The organism is Halorubrum trueperi (assembly GCF_042662525.1).
Lineage (GTDB): Archaea > Halobacteriota > Halobacteria > Halobacteriales > Haloferacaceae > Halorubrum > Halorubrum trueperi.
Window position 1 is genome coordinate 71,322 of sequence record NZ_JBHSXI010000025.1, and the last position, 15,560, is coordinate 86,881.

General features: G+C 47.8%; 19 protein-coding genes. 5 read left to right on the forward strand and 14 right to left on the reverse strand.

The window, feature by feature from the left end; genetic code table 11:
• The 4 genes from ACFQEY_RS17480 to ACFQEY_RS17495 form a co-directional block, all read right to left on the reverse strand.
• On the reverse strand, positions 1 to 1,861 hold a 1,861-nt coding region (locus ACFQEY_RS17480; RefSeq protein ID WP_379771199.1), incomplete at its 3' end, for a type I restriction endonuclease subunit R.
• A 12-nt stretch (positions 1,862 to 1,873) separates the two neighbouring features.
• Complete coding sequence (locus tag ACFQEY_RS17485) at positions 1,874 to 3,124, reverse strand: restriction endonuclease subunit S (protein ID WP_379771151.1); 1,251 nt, start codon at positions 3,122 to 3,124, stop codon at positions 1,874 to 1,876.
• Entirely contained in the window at positions 3,121 to 4,701 is a 1,581-nt protein-coding gene (locus ACFQEY_RS17490) for a type I restriction-modification system subunit M (protein ID WP_379771154.1), read from the reverse strand. The genes ACFQEY_RS17485 and ACFQEY_RS17490 overlap by 4 nt, the downstream gene beginning before the upstream one ends.
• A gap of 60 nt (positions 4,702 to 4,761) precedes the next feature.
• Positions 4,762 to 5,316, reverse strand: a complete 555-nt coding sequence (locus ACFQEY_RS17495) for a TATA-box-binding protein (protein ID WP_379771156.1) — start codon at positions 5,314 to 5,316, stop codon at positions 4,762 to 4,764.
• A 131-nt stretch (positions 5,317 to 5,447) separates the two neighbouring features.
• Here ACFQEY_RS17495 and ACFQEY_RS17500 point away from each other — a divergent pair, with 131 nt between their 5' ends.
• Both ACFQEY_RS17500 and ACFQEY_RS17505 read left to right on the forward strand, forming a co-directional pair.
• On the forward strand, positions 5,448 to 5,987 hold the full coding sequence (locus ACFQEY_RS17500; protein WP_379771158.1) for a TATA-box-binding protein: 540 nt from the start codon (positions 5,448 to 5,450) through the stop codon (positions 5,985 to 5,987).
• A gap of 288 nt (positions 5,988 to 6,275) precedes the next feature.
• Positions 6,276 to 6,542: a hypothetical protein gene (locus ACFQEY_RS17505; protein ID WP_379771160.1), complete on the forward strand. Its 267-nt coding sequence runs from the start codon at positions 6,276 to 6,278 to the stop codon at positions 6,540 to 6,542.
• Between the two features lie 34 nt (positions 6,543 to 6,576).
• Here the strand turns inward: ACFQEY_RS17505 and ACFQEY_RS17510 are convergent, their stop codons facing one another.
• Positions 6,577 to 7,287 (reverse strand): hypothetical protein, encoded by a 711-nt coding sequence (locus ACFQEY_RS17510; RefSeq protein ID WP_379771163.1) that lies wholly within the window; start codon positions 7,285 to 7,287, stop codon positions 6,577 to 6,579.
• A gap of 284 nt (positions 7,288 to 7,571) precedes the next feature.
• Positions 7,572 to 8,117 carry a hypothetical protein gene (locus ACFQEY_RS17515; RefSeq protein WP_379771166.1) on the reverse strand — a complete coding sequence of 182 codons (546 nt, stop codon included), beginning with the start codon at positions 8,115 to 8,117 and terminating at the stop codon, positions 7,572 to 7,574.
• A gap of 335 nt (positions 8,118 to 8,452) precedes the next feature.
• Here ACFQEY_RS17515 and ACFQEY_RS17520 point away from each other — a divergent pair, with 335 nt between their 5' ends.
• Positions 8,453 to 8,980 (forward strand): hypothetical protein, encoded by a 528-nt coding sequence (locus tag ACFQEY_RS17520; RefSeq protein WP_379771169.1) that lies wholly within the window; start codon positions 8,453 to 8,455, stop codon positions 8,978 to 8,980.
• 184 nt (positions 8,981 to 9,164) lie between these two features.
• Here the strand turns inward: ACFQEY_RS17520 and ACFQEY_RS17525 are convergent, their stop codons facing one another.
• The 4 genes from ACFQEY_RS17525 to ACFQEY_RS17540 all read right to left on the reverse strand — a co-directional run bounded on the left by ACFQEY_RS17525 (position 9,165) and on the right by ACFQEY_RS17540 (position 10,884).
• Positions 9,165 to 9,488, reverse strand: a complete 324-nt coding sequence (locus tag ACFQEY_RS17525) for a hypothetical protein (RefSeq protein ID WP_379771172.1) — start codon at positions 9,486 to 9,488, stop codon at positions 9,165 to 9,167.
• A 459-nt stretch (positions 9,489 to 9,947) separates the two neighbouring features.
• A complete protein-coding gene (locus ACFQEY_RS17530) occupies positions 9,948 to 10,304 on the reverse strand; it encodes a hypothetical protein (protein ID WP_162829516.1) in 357 nt (118 codons plus the stop codon).
• A gap of 153 nt (positions 10,305 to 10,457) precedes the next feature.
• Positions 10,458 to 10,652, reverse strand: coding sequence for a hypothetical protein (locus ACFQEY_RS17535; RefSeq protein ID WP_379771174.1), 195 nt, complete (start codon positions 10,650 to 10,652; stop codon positions 10,458 to 10,460).
• 22 nt (positions 10,653 to 10,674) lie between these two features.
• Positions 10,675 to 10,884, reverse strand: a complete 210-nt coding sequence (locus ACFQEY_RS17540; RefSeq protein WP_379771176.1) for a hypothetical protein — start codon at positions 10,882 to 10,884, stop codon at positions 10,675 to 10,677.
• A gap of 397 nt (positions 10,885 to 11,281) precedes the next feature.
• Between ACFQEY_RS17540 and ACFQEY_RS17545 the strand changes: the two genes are divergently transcribed.
• Entirely contained in the window at positions 11,282 to 11,701 is a 420-nt protein-coding gene (locus ACFQEY_RS17545) for a hypothetical protein (RefSeq protein ID WP_157745927.1), read from the forward strand.
• 266 nt (positions 11,702 to 11,967) lie between these two features.
• Here the strand turns inward: ACFQEY_RS17545 and ACFQEY_RS17550 are convergent, their stop codons facing one another.
• The 4 genes from ACFQEY_RS17550 to ACFQEY_RS17565 all read right to left on the reverse strand — a co-directional run bounded on the left by ACFQEY_RS17550 (position 11,968) and on the right by ACFQEY_RS17565 (position 14,021).
• The gene (locus tag ACFQEY_RS17550) at positions 11,968 to 12,282 is read right to left on the reverse strand and encodes a hypothetical protein (protein ID WP_379771180.1); all 315 of its coding nucleotides are present in this window, start codon (positions 12,280 to 12,282) and stop codon (positions 11,968 to 11,970) included.
• Between the two features lie 13 nt (positions 12,283 to 12,295).
• Positions 12,296 to 13,231 (reverse strand): site-specific tyrosine recombinase/integron integrase, encoded by a 936-nt coding sequence (gene xerA, locus ACFQEY_RS17555; RefSeq protein ID WP_379771182.1) that lies wholly within the window; start codon positions 13,229 to 13,231, stop codon positions 12,296 to 12,298.
• 1 nt (position 13,232) lies between these two features.
• A complete protein-coding gene (locus ACFQEY_RS17560) occupies positions 13,233 to 13,742 on the reverse strand; it encodes a hypothetical protein (protein ID WP_379771185.1) in 510 nt (169 codons plus the stop codon).
• A 108-nt stretch (positions 13,743 to 13,850) separates the two neighbouring features.
• Positions 13,851 to 14,021 (reverse strand): hypothetical protein, encoded by a 171-nt coding sequence (locus ACFQEY_RS17565; protein ID WP_013035302.1) that lies wholly within the window; start codon positions 14,019 to 14,021, stop codon positions 13,851 to 13,853.
• A 215-nt stretch (positions 14,022 to 14,236) separates the two neighbouring features.
• On the opposite strand from ACFQEY_RS17565, the gene ACFQEY_RS17570 reads away from it, so the two are divergent.
• Entirely contained in the window at positions 14,237 to 15,478 is a 1,242-nt protein-coding gene (locus ACFQEY_RS17570) for a hypothetical protein (RefSeq protein ID WP_379771188.1), read from the forward strand.
• Positions 15,479 to 15,560 lie beyond the last annotated feature (82 nt).

A 15,560-nucleotide genomic window follows, 5' to 3' on the forward strand; every position in this document is an offset into this window, starting at 1 on the left:
TATCCACGTACAACGTGTGGAGATGAGGAGCATCGAATCCGGTCAACCACTTATCGCAGACAACAGCGATCTCAAACGGATCATCAGGGTCCTTGAACCGGCGCTTCAACTCCTCATTTGAAATCGGATCGGCAATGTAATCCTCAGCTCCAGAAATCACAACTCGGGTCTCTGGTGCTTCAGGATTCTCCCGGATCTTCTCAGCTAGATTGACAGCGGCTTGGCGGCTAATCGCCACCGCCATCGCCTTACCCTCAATCTCCCGATTGTTGTAGTGCTCCACGATATCATCTGCAATCATCTCAGTTCGCTCCTCGCTATTCTCAATGACCTGACGGAGCTGAGTCCACTTCTTCTTCATTTCATTCTTCAGGTCATCGGACTTCGACTCCATCAACTCGTTAAACCGGTCCTCAATTTCCGGATCATTAACCTGGAGCTTCGCCAATCGGCTCTCATAGTAAATTGGAACCGTCGAACCATCCTTCTCGGATTCCCTGATTGTGTACTGGCTGATATAGCCACCAAACGTGTTCGTCGTTGACCGATCCTCCTTCTCGATAGGTGTTGCAGTAAACCCGAGGTGAGAAGCGTTCGGTAGTCCGTCCCGAACATTAGTCGCTAAGCTCTTGTACTGGGTCCGATGCGCCTCATCAGCGACGACAATCATATTCTGCCGGTCGTTGACCTCGGGATACGTGACCTCGTCATCCGTAGTCTGGAACTTCTGTATAGTAGCAAAAATTATGCCACCTGCTTCCCGGTCCAGCCGATCTCGGAGCTCAACACGGTTGTCACTGTCTGCCCACTCCGCGTTCAAGTCGTGCTTCCGGAACTCCCGGTACAACTGATCATCGAGATCATTGCGATCAGTAAGATACACCAGCGTCGGATTCTCCATTGAGATTTCACGTCGAATCTTTTTCGCATAGAACACCATAGAGAGCGACTTACCCGACCCCTGGGTATGCCACACTAAGCCGATACGGTCCTCATCAGGGTCCGGAACCACGTTGCGGCTGCTCTCAACCGCACTGTTCACCGCATAGAACTGGTGGTACGCAGCAAGCTTCTTACCGAGCTTCCCATCCTCATCAGCGAACAACACAAAATTCTCGATCAAATCTAAGATCCGTGACTTATCGAATGCACCGCGGATCAAAACCTCAGACGGTGGCAACTCATCCGTGACATCCTTTTCTTCGTCGATATACCGCCAAGGGGAGAACCACTCCCAGCCCGAAGACAAACAACCCAGCTTCGCATTATTCATGTCCAAAATACCGATGAGCTCGTTGTAATGGAACAGATCCGGAATATCCTTCACGTACCGATCTGTGACCTGCTTGTACGCATTACCCATAGACGCCTGCGGATTCGTCGGGTCCTTCATCTCCAAGACGGCGATAGGCAGCCCATTGATGAATACGACAATATCGGGGCGGCGCTGGGGACCTTCACCAATCTGAATAACAACCTGATTAGAGACCAGAAAATCGTTCGCCCCAGGATTCTCAAAATCAAATACGTCCACAAAATCACCGCGAGTCTCACCGTTAACCTCGTACTCAACCTGGATTCCGCTAACCAGCTTCTCATGGAAGTCCTTGTTATTTTTCAACATTCTCGTCGAATTAAAACCGAGAAGCTGAGAAATAGCATCCTCAATCCCCTCATCAGGAATGGATGGGTTGAAATCTCGAAGCTTCTGCTCAAGACGGCCACGCAGAACTACGTCTGAATGAGATTGGCGCTCAGGATCATCACTATTCGGTCCCAGCTCAGAACCGTGTTTGTAGCTGTATCCAATGTCTTGGAATGCCTGTAGGGCCGGCTTCTCTGATAACTCCATCTCATTCATAGACATACCAAATTAAACCCCTGTTTCAACCTCTAAATCATCCAACCTAATATCATCGACCCTTATCTCACCCGACATCAACTTCGGAAGAAGGGTGTCACGTAATTCCTCTAAATGGCGGTTCTCAAGTTCCCTAGTGTAGATATCCTCATAGATATCCTCAATCCGATTCTCAAATTCTTCAATATCTTTCTTCGGAGGAACCATAATCTGTATTCCATTAAATGATGTCTGGCTTATTTCATCGTAGGTGCTACCACTAGCACGATTCTCAATTTCAGGTCGCTTATTTTCAACAAGACAGGCAAGATAGTACGGTTCTACCCTGCTATTTGGCTGAATACAAATGAATCCCTGATTGGTACCCATTGGTTCCCGATTAACAACTACTTCTCCGACAGTAGCTCTACTCGTAAGAAGGACTGATTTTTCCGGCATTATGGCCGTAGAACTATTATTCAGGCCTTCATCACTAACTTTCCTCTCAGTGTCGAACACGATCTTCGAATCAAGAGAAGTAACCTCCTTAGGCGTCAACCATAAATTATCGCCATCCCAGTACTCATCATTATCCGTACTCGGGGTTCCTCCACCTCTAGTGTTACAAACATCCCCTATTTGAAGCACCTCGAAACTGTCTGGAATTTCGCCTACCTCTGATTTCTTGAGATTATCATAAGGCTCAAAATCAACAAATCTAGATCTAAATACTGATTGGACGATGTTTTCCAATATGTCTTTTATTTTATTATTTACGTTAATCTTCTTATCAAGGGTGTCTAATAGATGTACAATTTTCTTTTGGTCCTCAATCGGGGGAAGTGCTACCGTTTCATTATAAAAATCATCTCGACTCAAACTGGGGACTGCTGATCCTGATTCAAGTATCTCAAAATCAAACGCTTTTAAATTGTGATAGAGATACATCAGATTCAGTTTATCATATTTTATACAATCATCATTCACATAATATGCAGTATCTATGACATTACATTGCTTTTGGCTTAATTTTGCTTCAAGTGTACCCTTTCTACCAACAACTATGCTTGGCGGTTCAACATGATATTCATTATGCCAACCAGTGACTCCGTTCGAACCATAAACAGGGTATTGGCCATCCTCCCTGTCTTTCTTTGGGAGATTATTTCCGTATTCTAAGTCCAAAACCTCTGAGTATTTTTTCACTTCCCATGATTCTGGTACTTCTACCTGTTCTTTCCGAAATATATATGGCAATTTTGCACTTACATTTTTGGAGCTCAAAATCCTAACACCTCCAAGTTCTTTTCGATTTGATTCTGTAGTTCATTGGATTTCTGGAAATTCTCCCTCAGATCAGCAGACAACCTTTCCATCTTAACTTCAAAGGGTTCATCATCGCTATCCTGTTTTTTGACTCCGACGAATCTGCCGGGCGTAACTATATAACGGTTGTCTGCAATATCGCCGATCTCAGCTACCTTACAGAATCCGGTCTCATCTTTGTATTCGTCTACCCCTTCTTCTCCTCGATAAGCTCTGACTTTCTCAACAATTTTATCAATATTATCTTTGGCAAGGATGTTTTGTGTCCGGTTGATGCTCTCGTATTCCTCTCTGGCATCCACAAACAGTGTTTCACCACCTCTATCACGGTACTTGTCTGAGTCTTTCCCCTTACTCAAAATGAAAATGCAAGCTGGGATGCTTGTTGTGAAGAACAGTTCCTTGGGAAGCGCGATAACAGCGTCAAGCAGGTCATCTTCGATGATGCTTTGCCTAATTTCTCCTTCCTTGCCTTGAACAGACATAGCGCCATTGGCCATCACTGTCGCAGCCATCCCATTATCATCAAGATGGCTTATCATGTGCTGGATGAAGGCGTAATTCGCATTGTTGGAAGGTGCTACTCCATATTTGAAGCGAGGATCATCATCTGCGATTGAGTCTTTCCCCCACTCACTCATGTTGAACGGAGGATTTGTTATAATGAAATCTGCATCAAGTCCTTTATGTTGGTCATTGAGAATACTGTCTCCTTGTTTGATGTTGCCGTCAAGACCTCGCAGGTAGAGATTCATCTTGGAGATTTGTAGCGTGCTCTCCTTGATTTCCTGGCCATAGATGGAGATCTTGTCGGTGTTACCTCCGTGGTTTTCTATGAATCTCTGGCTCTGGACGAACATTCCGCCTGAACCGCTGAATGGGTCGAATATCCGGCCTTCATACGGCTCCAGAATCTCAACCATTAGTTCGACAACGCTTTTCGGAGTGTAGAATTCACCCCCCTTCTGCCCGCCTTCCATCGCGAACTGCTTAATGAAATACTCGTAGATACGGCCGAAAACGTCCTCGTCCTTATCTCCATTCCCGGCTTCCATATCCAGATCTGCGAAGAGATTGATCAGACCTTCTAAGGCGTCTGATGAATTGTCAGAGAGAGAGGAACGGGAGTATCCTTTGGGTAGAATTCCTTTGAGACGCCGGTTTTCGTCCTCGATTGCCCTCATTGCATCGTCGATCTTCTTTCCTATTTGCGGGTCAGTAGCATTATTGACGAAGTACTGCCAACGTGCCTCTTCAGGAATGTAGAATACGTTTTCTCGCTTGTACTCGTCGTTGTCTGAGAGAATGTACTCACGTTCCTGTTCGTCCTCAGTATAATACCTGGAATCTGGGTCGCGGGTTTTCTCTTCGAGTTCTTGTCGTCGGGCCTCGAAGGAGTCAGACATACTCTTGAGGAAGAGCAGTCCGAGCGCGAAGTCTTTGTATTCGGAGGGATCGACCGGTCCTCGCAGTTTTTCAGCGGTCTTCCAGAGCCGCTTTTCAAGTTCGCCATTAGAACTTCCCGTGAGAGACATAAGGTAGACTGCTAATCAGGACCTGTTAAGAGTTGTGTTAGATTCGTTTATTCTCTTCCGTCACCGCCAAGAGCTATCAGCGAATGTAAGCTCCTCCTTGAGATGCTGAACGGCGGATTTGGCATGCTCACGATCGGTCGTACCACCGATGATGATCTTCCCACTAGCGAAAACCAAGAGGGTGACTTCGTACTGGGGTGGACGATAGATGAGGCCGGGGAACTGCTCGGGTTCGTATTCCGTATGTTCAAGCCCGAGTGCGATGGCGAGTGCTTCCAAGTTGATCTCGCGGTCGAGATCTTCCATGAACACAGAGGTTACTTGCCTGAATGCGGTTTTAGAGACATCGACGCCGATCTCATTAAGAACCTTCTCGAATCGACGGAAAGATTCTGTGAGCAGCTCCTCGGTCTCAGCACCACGAATCTGGAACGTGCCTGTACGATAGATGGTGTAGGCCGGTCCGTTCTTTTCCAGACGAACAGTAACCATCGCAGTGCTGTGAAAATTCGCGTCAACGAACTCACCGAGATGGTCCTCCAGCTCGGATACGAGGGTTTTCAAGTCTATTTCCCGCTCAAGCGATCCACTCCCCATCGTACTGACAATATCCATTCTGTGTCCCAGGTTTACTAATTAGTCGCCTGTGCTGGCGAATATAACTTCTCGTTCACTCTTTCGAGGGACGAGTGATCCATTACAAGGTTTAACTTAGGGTGCAAATACATTCTGAGACAGGAGTATAAATGGTAGAGGTTGTCAACGTTGTTGCTTCTGGATCTCTGGGAATAGACCTCGATCTCGAAGCCGTAGCCAAAGAAGCGAGAGATATAGCGAACTTTAACCCGAACAAGTATCCGGGGATGTACCTCCGATTCGAGGAAGATGCGCCGCTGATAACGGTCTACCGCACGGGGAAATTCATCATCACCGGCTCAGACTCCGAAGAGGAATCCTATTCGCTCCGAGAACGATTCCTGAATCTGTTCTCCGATATGGACGTTATCGAAGAGCCGGAGGACGAGTGGTTCTCAATTCAGAATTACGTCTGTACGGCTGAATTGAGACAAAACCTCAATCTGACCGCTCTCTCTATTGGGTTAGGTCTTGAGAAGATCGAGTACGAGCCTGAACAGTTCCCAGGGCTCATTTATCGACCAGAAGGCGCGGATGGCGTTGTCTTACTCTTCGCTACAGGTAAGGTGATTATCACGGGCTGTCAAACTCTGGAGGCAGCCGAGGATATCTTCGCGGACTTGACCGAAACGGTCTCTGAATTGTTGTAGCGAGTGGCTCGCTTCGCCATCACCTCTACTTGTCTTGGATAGCATGGAGCGTAACGGGACTCAGACGCTAACGCATCGCTCCCGGGTCTGAATATCAGTCATCATCTGAACGGTCGAATCAGTTAGCGGGCGAGAGACTGTACGCTGAGTACTGTTCTTCGTAGGACGTCCAGAGAGTGAGTTATAGAGATATAGTCAGTAAATTGATATTGGTGCCTGCCGTCTCTCTGAATAGGTCCTACTGGCGCTGCTAGTTCTAGCAGCGACGGCGTTGACCGGGAGACTACGATGACTGACTCAGACAGCGACCAGCAAGACGAATCGCGCGGATTGCAGATAGGTAGCATCCATGTCGGCCCGATAGAGTACAGATTCATCAAACTCGTCCTCTACGCAGTTATTGGGTTGTTCCTCTGGCCGTATATCCTTCTGCTGTACATCTACATCGCTATCCGTCGATTCAACAAGGGCGTCATCTGTCTCTCAAAACAAGCGTCGAACCGATTACGAGACGAATATGAGACAGGCTACAAAGAAGGACACTCAGAGGATTGAGTATCTTTCAATAGACGTCATTCTGTATAATGAGTTATAGGCCTCGGAAAGACGGACTCGTAATGTGGATTCTCTCCCGTTCAACGAGTGAAATATCCCGTACCCAATCTTGCAGCACTAATTTCCCATTATCAGTAACTTCAAAGAAATCGTCCTCGATCATCTTATCGATAACCGATAAAGCAACAGATCGGTCCATCCCAGAATTGCTTACTATGTGTTCTATGAGTTCTTTCTTTGTGGTCGTTTTCTGCGGATCTCCGGACGCGACAATATCGAAGAGAATAGTCGGTTCTAGCTCAAATGAGCGTCTTCGATTGTTAAATCGCGGACAGATACCACGCTCCTCAATATATTTCACAGTCATCGCCGTCACCCAGACTAAAGCAGGACTATCGAAGGTGACGTCTTCAATCTCTATTTCATAGTTTCCTCCGATGGGAATTCCGGATACCGCCATAGAATAGATCGTCCAAGCAGACAGTTCAGAGATACCCTCAGCGGCGCTTATTCTCTGAATCACGACCTCCTTCGTAACAGGTTCAGTATTCCACTCGGGTGAGGAAAGAATTTCACCCCACCAATCTATTGAGAGTACCTTCACGATAAGCTGGAATTGCTCTTGAGCTAGCTTTTCTTCATCAAACAATTCCAAATCCGTCTGCACCGTCTGAGACAGATCTATCTCGCTGTTGACATCGACGATCGAGCGGCATTCGGCTTCTGGCTGACTATTTCCTGTCATGGTCTATTGATTTTGGTGGGTGTGCAAAATCATAAGACGACTGTGACGTATTTGGGAGATATACAAAACCAGCATCGCTGAAGAGCAAATCAACAAGGATAGAGAACGATTCAATATTTGAATCGCGGAGGCTATACGGAGGTTTCTGTGTTTAGTGCTGAGACTTTGTTTCTACATGACTGAACCATATCTATCGAATGGTGCGAAGACTGCGTGAGAAAATGACTGATAAAGACCTCTGGCAAGTTCTTGCCCGAGGTACTAACCTACGTGCTCAGCGGCGATTATGCGATATCTCTTCCCTCGCCGTCGCTATGTCGCTCTTGCAGGAGGTGGGCTGCAAGTTTACCATCAATCTCGCCGTTCATCAGTAGCTCACCTATTTCCTCATCGCTGTACTCGCTGATGTCCCGCGCTTCATCGAGAACAAGTCTTGTTTCGACATTGAGTTCTACGTCTACCTCGACGCGATTTTCGGATTCCTTCCGGGCTAGCTTCTCCTCCGCGTTTGCGATCGCTTCCTCTAGGTAGTCTTTGAAATCGAGGTTCTGTTCTTTCAGAGCGAGATATGTAAATTCGAGCGCAGCCGTGATTCCTCGATGGAGGTCTCGGTCATCAGGTAAATCCTCAAAAACGGTCTTCCGGTCGCGTTCCTCTAACTCGTTGTTGAGGAGCTTGAAATCTAAGTAGGCACTGTAGAGTCGCTTTCGGATTCGGGATCGGGTGACTCGTTCGGCTGAGCTTTTTGGCGCGATTCCAGCACCATCCCGGAGGTAGTTGCGGTCTTTGGTGCTGAGGACGCCGCGTTCTCTCTCTGAGCTACTATCCATACTCTATTCTATTATGTCGATTCTAATTAATCTACTGAATATGCTATTTTGGACAAGATCGTAATGTATTCCATTGCGCCATAATACTTATTATTCATGCTATCATAGAATATGATGGGTCGCAAAACGACTCGCAACCACAAGAAAGCGAGCAACTCAGAGATTCGATAGCAGACACGCTAGAGAGGACGACAGGTAGAGAATTCTCTGAGTATGGCTCACAGGAGACATACTATGAAACCAACTAACTACACTACAGGCGATTGGCATCACATCAAGACTACTGTGACAGATATCATGACTACAGTATCGCAGTCGATCTGGGGGACATTCTAATGATTGCCCCCTGCCGAGAATACTGGTGGCGAGAGGTTCTTCCGGGAGAGGAAAATTGGAGGGGACCGCATATCAATTTGAATCTTGTCGATCGTATTGTTGACAAAGAAGAAATCCCACCTCTTGCAGCAAAATACATCGTGAGGGGATCACTGAAAGACGATATTCTCTCAGGTGTCCCAGGAATATATTATGAGGGTGTCGACCACATCGACCATCAGGAAGACCCAGAATGGCTAACATTCGCCAGGAATATCGAGCGAGACGGTGTTACCAAGCTTCCTTGGGGCGAAGATACGATTTCTATCGATGGTCCGCAGCTCATTCACCGAGCATCTGAAAAAGCGTGTGCCGATGACCTCCATTTCAATCACCTCGTCTTGCACGTTCGTCGTGCGACCGGTCTCGAATTGGGTGTTGCAAAAGACCGCGTTGAGAGATTCATCGAAAACGGAGTGATTGAACAAGATGACGGTATCATATCGATTTCTAGTCAATCCGGTTCGGAGAAGGCAACATCGGGATAGCTCGTTTGCGTTGGAATTCGATCAATCCAATCTCTATCAGCATGAGGAGGTCTATGATTGGGACGAGCATACCGTGAGTGGATCAGAGAATGGCTTCTTTTGATTTCAGGGAGTCTCTATTATTCGAGAATAGAACCGTCTATACGGTGCAAAAACGCGTATCTGGTGTATATTGCTATCCTGTTCAAATTCCCCTGTAGACTCCCTCCGAAATATCGGGTTCTCGCGGCCCCGGCTTTCTGAGCTCGTAGCGGATTTCTCCGGTTCGAGTGTTTTCCCAGCCTCGACCGCCTTGCGGGCCTTTGTACGGGACCCAGGTAAAGTACGGGAGTTCTTCGCCCGTGTTGATGTCGGTCGTTGTGACGTTGCTCAACTCCTCGGGCGCGTCCCGTTCCTGATAGTCTTGGTATTTTGCTTCGAATTGCTCAATTGCTTTCGCGTCTTCATCTTCTACTGAGTCGTCGGTGGCGACATCTTCGCCATACCGATGGTCGTCATCAGCCTGCATTTGGATCCATCTGCGAATGAGATGGCGATCCCATGGTGACTGATGCATTATTCAGCTCTCCAATCGGCAACCGAGTTCATATAATGCGTCCGATCCCATCGAATTACTATGGAATTCATAGCATCACTCGTCAGATACACAATAGTATAAGTGTTATGCCGGGTTTGAAGCCCAAACGTTTGGAATTCAGTTTGTAACCCTTGGAATAGAGAAAATCTCATTCCAAGGGTTACAAGCACTCAAAATATAATTATAAACATGCATGAAGAAGGTGGATTAATATCTGTAGTTCTTGCGCGACAATGCTGCTAACCTCGACTTGGAACGGCCTCTTCTCCAAATGGTGGGTCCTTGTATCCTCGAAACCGGGATACCACGATAGGGTGACGAAATGCAAATATATTATATTATAATAGTATAGGGATGGGGGACTCAGACATCATGTCTCTCTAATTTTAGTTATTCTGATTCAGGACTGGTACTGTTGTGAGACTTCTGTAGCAGATATTCTCTCTTTTGCTCGGTCCATTCTTCATTCTTTAATAGCTCATCTAGGTATTCTTTCTCTCTAGTATAGAACGAGTCGAGTTCATGCAAATCCGCTATCCAATATTTATACATTCCACGCTGCTCGTATCGAGTATAACCCATTCGCTGGAGTTCTTGAAGCACATTGAGGACTTGACGTTTTTCTCGATTCGTGTGTTCCGATTCAACAATCTCTATCGTTCTAGCTTTACCATCTAACTCTTGGAAGGCTCTAAGGACAGTAGCGAATGTCTCAAATAGAATACCTCCACCATTGCTTCTAGACATCTATTCTCTGATTGACCAAGATACGATAATAATTCTACCCTGTAGATGCTATACACAGTGTATATCTCCTTACAGATGCGGAGAACACACAAGGTGACGTTCCCAGAGCTTGGGCCTCCGTTGATTCCCCTATATATACTATATCAGGTATAGTCATTCGTCGACGAGCTTCGCGATCATGTGCGGTCCCTCATACGCTCTCAAAATCCCATCAGGGTCATCTATGTCGGGAGTTGTCGGCTGGCTTAGCTCCCAGAGAATCCAGTTCTCAAACCCCTCCTCGATGTTCTTGATTACGTCGCCGTCTTCGATGATTCCGAGGTCATGTAGCTCGCCGTCGTGGTACATCTGAAAGAGAATCCGCATCGGTCTATTCCTCATCCCCTGCCAGCGGGACGGCGTTGATGTAGTGGTTATTGAACGCTCGCCTCAAGTGGTCTTCATCATCCAAATCGTACGCCCCTTGTACTGTCTCCTCAAGCTCGCCAGTTGGGTCCTCGACGATCTCGCCATCAACAATCTTACCGAAGATGTCCCAGCCGTCTCGATCCTCGTTGAGTCCCAGAAAGAGCAATCCCACGTCAAATCACCGTATCAAATACTTGCCCTGTTCCATCATAAGACTCCCGAGTAGAGGACTGATTCTGGCTCTCTTGGTCTGTAACAGCGTGGAGGTCCTAGTGGAGAGGGTAGAGAACGCGTCCATCAACAATCGAACAATAATCATTATCCAGAACAACAAAACGGTCTCTGAAGCAATGACGCACATCAGCGGACACCCATCGACTGATAGAGTAATTTGGTTCTGTTGGAATCCTATTCTTCAGACACATTATCGTCTGAAACAGCTGGTCGCTAAAGACTGCTTATTGAACCCGGTCATAGAGTACCTGCTTGTTTTGGGTACTATCTATATGTCTAATTTCCCGCGACCTTCTTGATGAAAAGCTTATACAACCAGAGAACCATCCTGGTGTATGGACTCGCGGTTAGAATCGCTTCTTCTCGGGAAGTCGTTGAACCTATCACTTCGGTATCTCGGCTACTCGGTCATTCTCATGGCCTTGTTCTTTGGTCAACTCTATCTTGTTGGAAATTCCGGTATGGGAAACTCATTTCTTGGAGTCACGGTATCAGCGATTATTCTGGCAGGGATACACACATATCGCAACGACGGAATACTCGTGAGTATCGCCGTCGCCGTGATCGTCATAAGCGGCTCTGCCCTGTATAGTGTCATCTCGCTTAATCACCCTCAACCTGACTATGGACTTTTAACCGGCGTGGGGGGAGCAATGTTGTATGGCGTCCCAATAGGGATTGTATCATCTACTGTTGCGTTTGCTTTACGGCGATTTGGCCCGAGCCAATCAGGTGTCGTATCTGAGGAAAAATAGAAATATAACGACCCCTCCACCCAGTAAACTCTGGGAACCGTTCCGGAGGTCTCCTGTACTGACCGCAACCGGGGCAGAACATATCTCTTATTGATGATTTCAACAGAGCCAGTAATTTCGGTACTCCTGGTCCGTGCCAACAGAAGATGAGTGTTACTTATCGGGGGTAGTGAGCCGTTTGAGGACGACCGAGAGTCAATCTATTCGATTCGCTCAGAAATGCGTGAGTAGTTGAGAGGCTACCACCAGCGTACAGTCTGAGGGATTCAGAGTTGGGTGTCGAGCCCGGAATCTCTGACCCAGTCTCGATATGCTCCGTCGTTTAGGTCTTCGACGACTCGTCGAGACTCTTCGCTATCGTAGCCAGCCATCACGTACCCGTTCGAGTACGAAGCGGTCACATATCGAAGCAGCTCCCGTCCATCCGTGTACTCGCTAATGATTGGATCGCGTTCGTCCTGCATGCGGTCTCGAAGGGATTCTGCCGTCGGCGTCTCACCTTTTACTTCTCCCTCAATCGTCACTCGGGCTACCTCTTTGGGGTCTTCCCACGGATTTTTGTAGATAATGACTTCGATCATCTGTCCATCCTCGCTAGAGTCCGATTTCCTTGATACAGTCCAGATACTCCTCTTTCGCCTCCTCCCGATCGACGCGAGTGTAGATATCCATCGTCTCGGTCTTGGCGTCCCCACGAATGTACTTCAGAATGTACGGCTTCATCCCCTGCTTCCGCATTAGTGTCGTGAATACTGTCCGGAACGTGTGAGGTGTGAATTTCTTCTCGAACCGGCGTTCTTCTTTGGAGGCGACGCCGGCACGGTCGGCGGCGGCTTTCACTTCCCGTCGAACTCGTTCTTTCGAGAGCCGACCGCCTCGACTACTCGTGAACAGGTACGGAGAGTCCGAATCTGCGTTGACGAACTGGTAGCGTTTGATAGCGTATATTGTCTCGTCGTCGATCGGGACGACGGTCTGTTTCCCGCCTTTCCGCTCTCGGAGACGGACAAATCCCTTTTCGAGATCGACGTCTTCGGTTTCGATCGAGAGAGCTTCCAGCAGACGCGCTCCAGTCTTGGCGAGGATGATGGCGACGGTCTTGTCTCGTGGATCGGGTATGGCGTCGATCAGTTTGCAGGCATTCTCCCACGTCGCGCAGTCCGGTCGATCGGGACGTATTCGTGGAATCTCCTCCATCACGACCGCAGCGGGATTGCTGGTGATGTCCTCGAACTGTGGGCGTTTCAGCGTGTAGTTGTAGAAACTGGAGAGGACTTCGAGGTACTTCTTCTTCGAGTTCTGGGAGACATCCCGTTTCGTGAGTGCCATTAGGTAGTCTTCGACGTGGCGAATCTCGACGTCGCCGGGTTCGAGATCGGGGAATTGGTCGTGGAAGAACTCACGGAGGACGCGGCTGTACGAGTTGAGTGTTCGCGTGCTACGGCCGGATGCCTCTTTCCGGCTAAGGAAGTAGTTGACCCCGTCGTGCTTGTTCTCGTAGATTTTCGAGGAACCGGGTTCGGCAGGCATCCTAGTTCCCCTCCTTGAGTCGCCAGCCGTGTCCACGTTGGAATTCAACACGTCCGTTTTCGGCTAAGGCGTACAGCCGATTCTCGATTTGTCGTTGGAGGTGTTGGGCGACATCGTCACTAGCAGAAACGCGCTCTATGAGTTCGTCTAGTGATTGGTACTGCTGGTCCAGTACCCGAGTGACGAGGTCATCGATACTGAGGTGGGTTCGACCACCGCCGCCTTGTCGAGCCTCTTCAAGTTGCGTTTGGAGGTCGTCGATTTTGTTTTGGAGTTGCTTGACTGTCTGGTCCTGTGTTTGGATGAAGGGTGCGCCGCTGTCCCGATACATCCGGGCTTCCTGAATCAGGTCGTAGAGGTACCGGCTGAGGCTGGACCCTTCGTGTTCGGCTTCTTCCCACCATTCCTCTTTGTGCTGTTTGGCGGGGAAGAGTTCGGCTCTGGTCGTATTCTTGTGGAGCGTTTGGAAGTCCCGTTCGTCGCTGGGGCTGTCCACAGATGTCTCTGTCATACTAGAACCTCCGAATAGTCATTAGGTTGTTAGGTTAATGATATTACCGGTAAAAACGCGGTCTATGTCCCGATTCCGGAGGAAAACGATATTTCAGACTTCGCCGTCTCAGTCGTCGTTATGTCTCTGCCAGCGAGCTTCTTGAACGAGTTCGACCAGATATCGACTCAGGCTGATTCCTTGTTCGTCGGCCTCTTGCTGCCATTGGCCTTTGTGCTGGCGGTGACAGTAGATGTCGACGCTAGTCATTCCCTCGCCTAATCCCTTGTTGTCGTCCATCGGCCGACGCGGTGCTAATGGTGCATCAGTCATCGAGAATCGCCATTTAATTGGATGGCTGTCAGGATATTATCATTACCGGCAGCTGAACTTTCACACCATCTCTATGTTCTACACATAGGTTATCCGGAAAACGAAAAGTGCTCTCTACTAATCGGCAGACGGAGTTATTGTTCAGGGGAAAGCTTAATTGAAGCTGTATTAATACTGTGACTATGGCGTCAGCTCTGGATCGGGTTGAGATCTCTTTTGATCGAGATTTTTGGATAGATGTCGAAGTTCCTGCTAACGTAATCGCAGATAATTGGGGTACAGAGTATCAATCACGGCTCTCAAGGTTTGTTGATTCTCAAACAGTCGTCCGTAAAGAGCTTGAACCCTATTGGCGCCGGTTCAATCCAGATTCCGAAGATCTACCTGGTGAAAAGACAAAAATGCTGACGGCGATCAGCAACCATGATCTCGAACTTGCCCAGAACCTATATTCGATTCACCACTTCGGAAAGAATCGTGCGTCTGAATTTATAAACCACTACTTCAACCAGCTGGAGGCAGACGCGGATGAAGCTGATCTTTTGGAATATTATAATGATTTTAGCGACAAGTCGAGGCGGTTTGGGAAACTATTGATTGTGGATATGCTTGATCGTCCGAAGTTCCGAGATATTCTAGTACTAGACTTTTGTAAGGGAAAAATGCCAGATGCCAATTCAACAAGTGACGATATACTCTCTGATCCGATCGAAGAACTAGATACGGATGCTATTCTGGACCAATTAGGTGCTGATAGTCGTGAGTATGACCATTGGCATAGTTTTGAGTACAACTCTGAAAAATATATTGCTATAAAACGACACATTCGAGACAGAGTTGAGCGACAGGTTGATGAAAATCAGGGCGTAGCTGAGGCAGACCTTGTTGTACTACGGTTTAATGATAACCGATTGATGGTCTACGCGCCAACAGCATCAATTGCGAATCGCGCAGTTACGGGAGTCAATTCTGCTGCCGAGGACGAAGAGGGGGAAAGTCAGGTCACATATGAACCTGAAGGAGAAACTGCAGGGTCAGACCACTTTAGTGATTTTCGCATGAAGGTTGAACAGATCCAAAATGAAGATGATGATGTCGAACTAACTGAGATTGGGTTGAGACAGTCGCCCCTCGCTGGCAGCCCAAAAGTCGAAATCAAGGGTAACAGCAATATTTTACCTGCACTTAATCAATTAAAACAGGCGGATCTCGACCTACTAGAAGATCCTGACGATGTGCGTTACCTCAAGATTGAGTACGATGAGCGACCGTACAGTGTGTATCTAAATCGGCCTGAGCGCGATGGCGAAAAATTGTGGGCTCTTCGGTATAGCTCTTCAACCCCGACAGATGAGGAACGAGCTGCATTTGAGCAGTTCATCGAAGAAACGCTCGGTATTACACCAACTTACAAGCACTCGTGACTATTGACCGTCTTCTACCATCCGTCTTTAGCTAAGCGAAGGACCACGTGACAGCGGCGGCTTATCGAGGCTACTTTTCGAG

Bases quoted from the DNA above. Each gene is read 5' to 3' on its own strand.
- ACFQEY_RS17515 (WP_379771166.1), bottom strand. From the start codon at position 8,117: ATGGATAGTAGCTCAGAGAGAGAACGCGGCGTCCTCAGCACCAAAGAC.
- ACFQEY_RS17545 (WP_157745927.1), top strand. From the start codon at position 11,282: ATGGACTCGCGGTTAGAATCGCTTCTTCTCGGGAAGTCGTTGAACCTA.
- ACFQEY_RS17570 (WP_379771188.1), top strand. From the start codon at position 14,237: ATGGCGTCAGCTCTGGATCGGGTTGAGATCTCTTTTGATCGAGATTTT.
- ACFQEY_RS17560 (WP_379771185.1), bottom strand. From the start codon at position 13,742: ATGACAGAGACATCTGTGGACAGCCCCAGCGACGAACGGGACTTCCAA.
- ACFQEY_RS17530 (WP_162829516.1), bottom strand. From the start codon at position 10,304: ATGTCTAGAAGCAATGGTGGAGGTATTCTATTTGAGACATTCGCTACT.
- ACFQEY_RS17490 (WP_379771154.1), bottom strand. From the start codon at position 4,701: ATGTCTCTCACGGGAAGTTCTAATGGCGAACTTGAAAAGCGGCTCTGG.
- ACFQEY_RS17510 (WP_379771163.1), bottom strand. From the start codon at position 7,287: ATGACAGGAAATAGTCAGCCAGAAGCCGAATGCCGCTCGATCGTCGAT.
- xerA (WP_379771182.1), bottom strand. From the start codon at position 13,231: ATGCCTGCCGAACCCGGTTCCTCGAAAATCTACGAGAACAAGCACGAC.
- ACFQEY_RS17525 (WP_379771172.1), bottom strand. From the start codon at position 9,488: ATGCAGGCTGATGACGACCATCGGTATGGCGAAGATGTCGCCACCGAC.
- ACFQEY_RS17505 (WP_379771160.1), top strand. From the start codon at position 6,276: ATGACTGACTCAGACAGCGACCAGCAAGACGAATCGCGCGGATTGCAG.
- ACFQEY_RS17550 (WP_379771180.1), bottom strand. From the start codon at position 12,282: ATGATCGAAGTCATTATCTACAAAAATCCGTGGGAAGACCCCAAAGAG.
- ACFQEY_RS17495 (WP_379771156.1), bottom strand. From the start codon at position 5,316: ATGGATATTGTCAGTACGATGGGGAGTGGATCGCTTGAGCGGGAAATA.
- ACFQEY_RS17520 (WP_379771169.1), top strand. From the start codon at position 8,453: ATGATTGCCCCCTGCCGAGAATACTGGTGGCGAGAGGTTCTTCCGGGA.
- ACFQEY_RS17565 (WP_013035302.1), bottom strand. From the start codon at position 14,021: ATGGACGACAACAAGGGATTAGGCGAGGGAATGACTAGCGTCGACATC.
- ACFQEY_RS17500 (WP_379771158.1), top strand. From the start codon at position 5,448: ATGGTAGAGGTTGTCAACGTTGTTGCTTCTGGATCTCTGGGAATAGAC.
- ACFQEY_RS17535 (WP_379771174.1), bottom strand. From the start codon at position 10,652: ATGTACCACGACGGCGAGCTACATGACCTCGGAATCATCGAAGACGGC.